The organism is Lutimaribacter marinistellae, assembly GCF_042648365.1.
Taxonomy (GTDB): domain Bacteria; phylum Pseudomonadota; class Alphaproteobacteria; order Rhodobacterales; family Rhodobacteraceae; genus Lutimaribacter_A; species Lutimaribacter_A marinistellae.
Map to the genome: position 1 here is coordinate 1 of NZ_JBHRXI010000041.1, position 6,049 is coordinate 6,049.

General features: G+C 62.3%; 4 protein-coding genes. All 4 read left to right on the forward strand.

Annotation, left to right across the window (positions count from 1 at the left end; translation table 11 throughout):
* Window positions 1–1,814, forward strand: a 1,814-nt coding sequence (locus tag ACFORG_RS20350; protein WP_386737407.1) for a cadherin-like domain-containing protein, incomplete at its 5' end; no start/stop codon positions are given.
* A gap of 770 nt (window positions 1,815–2,584) precedes the next feature.
* Complete coding sequence (locus ACFORG_RS20355) at window positions 2,585–2,818, forward strand: helix-turn-helix domain-containing protein (protein ID WP_386737408.1); 234 nt, start codon at window positions 2,585–2,587, stop codon at window positions 2,816–2,818.
* A 238-nt stretch (window positions 2,819–3,056) separates the two neighbouring features.
* Window positions 3,057–5,306, forward strand: a complete 2,250-nt coding sequence (locus ACFORG_RS20360) for a hypothetical protein (protein WP_386737410.1) — start codon at window positions 3,057–3,059, stop codon at window positions 5,304–5,306.
* 3 nt (window positions 5,307–5,309) lie between these two features.
* The coding region (locus tag ACFORG_RS20365) for a hypothetical protein (protein ID WP_386737411.1) at window positions 5,310–6,049 on the forward strand (740 nt) is incomplete at its 3' end.

Sequence of the window (6,049 nt, forward strand, 5' to 3'; positions counted from 1 at the left end):
ATTTCAACGGCGCGGTGAACGTCGAGGTGATCGCCTCGGACGGCACGGAGAGCGTGAGCAGCACGTTCGAGCTGACCATCGACCCGGTGAACGATGCGCCGGTGATTGGCGGTGATCTTCAGTTGTCGGTGACTCCCTTCGGATCGACGACGGTTACCGTTGCGGATCTGACGGCCGTCGATCCTGATGTCGAGGACACGGCGACCTTCATGGTCCAGTCGAGCACCAATGGCGAGGTTCGCGTCGGCGGTGTCGCGGCGACAAGCTTCATCCTGCAGGATGTAGTGAACGGCGATGTCAGCTTCGTGCAGGATGGCGACGCGTCGCTGTCTGCCGGGTTCTCAGTCATCGTCGAGGATGGCGAGGGTGCCCAGTCTGCGCTTGCAAGTGTCGCGGTGACCGTGGCTGGCCCGGATTTCACCCTGACCAAGGAGGTGGTCGAGACCGGCAAGTACGGGAACAACTACAACGGCGCGGTCAGCCCGACCGGTGTCGTTCAGGCGCGTTTCGATGCCTTGAACGGGCAGAATGTGCTGACCTTCAAGGGCTATGACATCGACTTCGACGACGAGGTTTCCGTCCGGCTCAACGGCCAGGTGGTCGAGGTTCTCGAAAGCGGCGTGAACAATGGTCTTGCAAGCTACCGGATCGTCTTCGAGGACGGGGCGACCCGGCCCGAGGACAACGTCCTGGAGTTCGTGCAGAACACCAATGTCAACTGGAGATGGGGTGTCACCGATATCAAGCTCGATCATCGTATTCCGCTGACCATCGCGGAAACCGATACTACCGAACAGGGCAACAACTTCAACGGAACTACTGCGTTGGACGGGCGGGTCGCCTATACCTTCGACGGGCTGGACGTCGATGCCCGGGTTTCGCTTGACGGGTTCGACATCGACTTCGGCAACGAGGTTCGGGTCGTTCTGAACGGCACGAGCATCGGCTTCCTCGGCGCGGGCGTGGACAATGGACTGTCGCCTCACGACTTCCTGATCACTGCGGCCCAGCAGCAGGACGGCGAGAACGTGCTGGAATTCGTTCAGGCTCGGAACGTGAACTGGGCCTGGGGTGTGACCAATCTGCGCGTCGAGGCTGATGCGGACATGCGTCTTGTCCCGGATCAGATCGAGACGGGCAGCTTCGGGAACAAGTTCGACGGCAAGACCGATGCCGATGGTATCGTCAAGGCGGCGTTCACCGGTACCGGCCAGGATCTGACGCTGTCGCTTCAGGGCTATGACGTCGACTTCTCCAACGAGGTCGAGGTGGTGCTGAACGGTAACAGCCTCGGCTTCCTGGGTCGCGGGGTGAACAACGGTCTGTCCTACGACGAGTTCCAGATCAGCGCAGCCCAGCAGCAAGCCGGTGAGAACGTCATCGAGTTCAAGCAGGCCACGAACGTGACCTGGGCCTGGGGCGTCACGGACGTCATGATCAGCGAGAACGAGACGGCCGACGCCCGCCTTGAACGTGGGCTGCGCGACAATACGGACTACGGCAACCAGTTCAATGGGACGACCGATCCCGACGGTGCCGCCTCCTTCGCGTTTGTCGGCACCGGCGAGGACCTGTTCGTCTTCTTCGAAGGTTTCGACATCGACTTCTCAAACGAGGTGGAGGTGTTCCTCAACGGAAACAGCGCCGGCTTCCTCGACGCTGGCGTGAACAACGGGCTGGAAGCGTACCAACTGGAACTGAGCGTTGCCGACCTGGAAATCGGGGACAACGTTCTCGAATTCCGGCAGGTCAGGGATGTCACCTGGGCCTGGGGCGTCACCAGCGTCGAGGTCGACGACACACCCTTCGTCTGAGCCGAAGCGCAGACAGATTGAAAATGCCGTCCCGGTCCCGGGGCGGCATTTCCATTATGTCGCCCAGGAAATTTGCCCCCGTCGAGGAGTTGTCACGTAAAGCGGGCGGCGGTCGCCTGCTCTCTGATAACAACGTAGAGTACGTCGATGCAGACACCCTCCATCAGCTACGAGCGGCACCGGTTCTCGAACGCCGGAGGCGGGATGAGGGTCTTGCATGGCTGCACGCCTTCATCGAAATGCTTGAAAGTCTTGATCACGCGAAGCTGGAGGCGCGAGGCGAGCGAGGCGTTTTGGGCGTCACTGGTCGCGATCTTTTGAGGATAGCGTTTGGCTGTTTGCCGTGGCGTCGGTCGACGCGCGGAAGAGCATGAGAAACTCAGAGAGATCACGGCCGACTTGCTACGGCGGGCCGAGATAAGTGATGACGGTTTCGCTGTTCGGCTATTCCGGGGCTTGCGCTCAACGAGCGCGCGATGCCGCCCGAGTACATCGCCGGAATTGTCGAGGCCTTCATTAAGCGGACTGCGCCTGAACCTTCCGCCGCACCGGACGACTACCCAGCCCAGATGTGGCTTCTGCTGCGCGTGAGCGACCAGTGCACGGCAGGGCTCTTTCTTGATACTATCCAGCGTTCCTCTGGTTCCCGGTCTCGGATTCGCGGAAACGTATTTTTAGCGCGCAGCCGCCTGCGGGAAACAAACCTGAATTTTTGATCCGTCACCAACGTGCGCATCTCCTTTTCGACTGAGGCCGAAAGGAGAACAAAAATGATCGTTGCCCCCGATGAGATTTACACGACCCCCGAAGCGGCGGAATTCTTGAGAAAGTCAGAGCGGCAAGTGCAGCGATATCTGAAAGACGGTCGGTTGAAGGCGCAGTGGCGAAACGGCCGCTGGCAGATCACCGCGCTGTCGCTCTGGAAATTCCAAGGCATCGAGCAGGAAATGCAATCGATTTGGGTCGATTATTGCGTTCGCATGTCGGAAAACGACGGTGAATAAAGTATCATATTTTCAATGCCTTATTCCTCTCGGGGAAAGCAGCCGGTCTCCATTGTGTGGGAATGTGGACCACCCGTTGCGCCCCGGTGTCGTCCTGTGTCGCCCCGGGTCGCGCGGTGGCGCGGCAGGGCAGGGGGTGTCCGCCCCTGTCGTGGGGGTCAGCGATGGTCCGCAAGCCCGTTTCCGTCGTGAACGGGTTTCCGAACCATCGCTGACCATACCATGAAAGGAAAGAAAAATGCTGGACAATTCTCAAACCGGCGGCTCGACCGCGGACGTGATTGCGGTATTGCGGCTGACGCAGATGAGCGCCAACACGCGGGCGGCAACCATCGCCGCCGTGCGCACCCTGCGCGCGGCGCTGACCGGGGGACCGGACCTGACCGCGTCGGATTTCTTCCATGCGCTCGAATATGTCACGCCGGAGTTGCGTGAGAAGCTCGGCGCGCGGCATAGTCAGATACTGAGCGATGTCCGCCGCGCGGAGCGGGCCTGGGCGGACATGTCGCGCCGGGAGCTGGCTTTGCGGTTGCGGGGACGGCTGCCGACGCTCGAAGATGCCATTGCCGCATCCGGGTCGGTTTTGCCGCAGGATGCCGCGCAGCGAACGGAAAACGCATTGCGGCAGCTGGCTGCGAAACAAGCCACCGCGCCTGGCGAGATAACGGCCACCGCGGTGTTGATCGAGCCGCTTCTCCGCAGGCTGCGGCCGGAAGACCTGAACGTGACTTCGGCGAAATCGCTCAAGAACAAGCTCACGTTGATCCGTTCTGCGGTGAAGCTCGTGGATCCCAATGCGGTTTCGGGGCGCGAAGCGGATGTCGAGACCCTTCCCAAGGTCTGGCGGGAGTTCTTGAAGAAGCTATCGGATCGGACACCGGATCATGCGCAAGCCGAACTCGCGATATTCCGACGTCTGGCGCTGCGGGCTGACCGCGACGGGCTGGTTCCGGGCGAGGTCCATCGAAGCTTCCTCGAAGACTTCACGGCACAGGAGATCGCCACGAAGTCCGACAGCCACCGCGAAAAGCTGCGCCGGGCGGGCCGGATCTGGACCGAGGCAGTCGAAGAAACGGGCCTGGCGGCCGCGCTGTTCGAAAATGCAGGGTCAGGGAAACGGTTGCCGGACGTATCCTGGTCCGACGTGCCCGAAGCCATCCGGGCACGAGTAGATGCGCTGACAGACCGCATGGTGGCGCCGCAAGGCGATCTGCCCTGGTCATCCTTCATCGAAGAGGACGAAGACGATCTGGGGCTGGGGGATCTGGTGGTCGGCGGCGCGGTGTCGGAACCGATTCTGACGCGCGAGCCCGGAACCCAGCGCAACCTGCGCGACGCGGTGAAGCGCGTGTGGCACGCTTCTGAAACAGCCGCGGCGGTCAAACCCAAGCCGCGTGCACTCGAAGACCTGTTCACACAAGAGTGCCTGCTGGCCACTGTGGCGGCGATCCGTGCGAAGCGCAGGGCCCGCGTCGAAGCGCGGGGGGAGAGCTGGGAGGCGCACAAGAAGGGGCGCTACGAATGCTCTATCGTTCAAGCGCTCTACTCCGTCGGTAAGTCCTGCGATCTGCACGAAGCGCTCCTGGAACCGGTACGGGCGCTGACGCTCAAGCTCGATCCCAGCGTTGTCGGGTCAAAGCTGAAAGCCGACGGCTCCGTTGGCTACGTCTACGAAGACCGCAAGATCGGCAGACACCACGAGAACATGCTGCGCCAATTCAACGACGAGTCGGCGCTCCGGCGCTGGTTCGAGGCACCGGGCGAATTGTGGAAACAGGCCGAACGTTGGGTCCGGCAGGGCAGGCAGAGGCCGACCCTGGCGCAGGCGGGGCTGGCGCGGTCGGCGGTGATCGCGCAGCTCGAACAGCGCGTCACGCCACTGCGGCGGAGCAATCTCGCCCGCCTCCGCGCTTTCGGCGACCAGAGCCATCTGAGTCTGCCGATCGGAGAAGGCAAGGGAACGTTGATCCTGCCGGCTTCGGAAATGAAGAACCTGCGATCGGTGCATGTCACCATCGATCCCGAGACCGCGCGGATGCTGAAACGGTTCATCGCCGTCTATCGCCCCGTCTTTGCGGAACACGCCAGGGCGCATCCGGAGAACGAGCACCTGTTTCCCGGGGCCGCGCGCGAACGCAAGGAGCGCGGAAAAGAGGGCGGCTACGCACCGGGCTTCGGCTACATGACGAGGGAGAAGCTCAGCCAGCGGTTCCGACAGCATATCTGGAAGCACTGCCAGCTTCGGATGGATTTGCAAGTGATGCGGCATATCGCGGGGAAGGTGATCTTGGATATGGATCCAAGCGCAATGGGCCTCGTGCAGGAGGTTCTGGGTCACAAGAGGATCGAGACGACCCGCTCATATTATGCCGAGGTCAACAAGTTCGTCGCGCAGAAGAACTACCTGAAATTGCTCGACCAATACAGCCGCCGGGTGATGTCGCATGTCGATTTCCGGGTCGTTCTGGAACAGGATCTGGAGAACTGAACCATGCCGAAACACCGACTTTCCATGCCGCCCGGGGACTGGCCCGGAGACATCCGGGCGCGCTTCGAGGCCGCCTTTGCCGAGGCGTCGGGTCACCAGCGGCCGCGCTTGGAGCAAGGCCTCGGCCGCTGGCTTCGGGCTGCGGCGCAGGACGATCTGCCGCCCGATTTGATTACGCCGAGCCTGGTCGAGCGAAGGCTGGGGGATCTGCGTCCGGAAATGCAGGGCGCCGCCCGCCAGGCACTGCAGGCGGTCTTCCCGGAGGCCAATGTCTTCGGGCGCGAGACCAGAGTCGAGGTCGAGAGCAAGCGCGCAGCTCTGCAGCGCAAGATCGCGCGCAACTGGCACCGTTTGCCGGAGCCCTGGCAAACGGCCGCAAGGCCCAAGCTGTTTTTTTGTCCCGAGGGGCTGAACGACGGGCTGCTCGTCGAGGCGTGGACGATCGACACGCTGCAATCGCGGTTGCAATCCGCCTGGGCGTTCTTCGATTTCTGCCGTGAGAACGGCCTGGCCGAGGATGTCACCCGTCGGACGGTGCCGCTGCGGCTCGACGCGCGCCAGCACGCGTTTCGCAGGGGCGAGGTCGCGATTTCAACGGTGCGGGGCGAGATGCAGAGTCTGAAGCTGCTCGGATTGGCGCTGTTCCCCGACCGCGACTGGGGCTGGATGGATCCGGTGCTCAAGCTCCTGAAGAAGCAGGCCGCATGGCAGCCGTCGCGCAATGACGGGCGGATCGTCGATCT

What these genes read in the sequence shown, in the direction of transcription:
- ACFORG_RS20355 (WP_386737408.1), top strand. Translation starts at nt 2,585, where the DNA reads ATGATCGTTGCCCCCGATGAGATTTACACGACCCCCGAAGCGGCGGAA.
- ACFORG_RS20360 (WP_386737410.1), top strand. Translation starts at nt 3,057, where the DNA reads ATGCTGGACAATTCTCAAACCGGCGGCTCGACCGCGGACGTGATTGCG.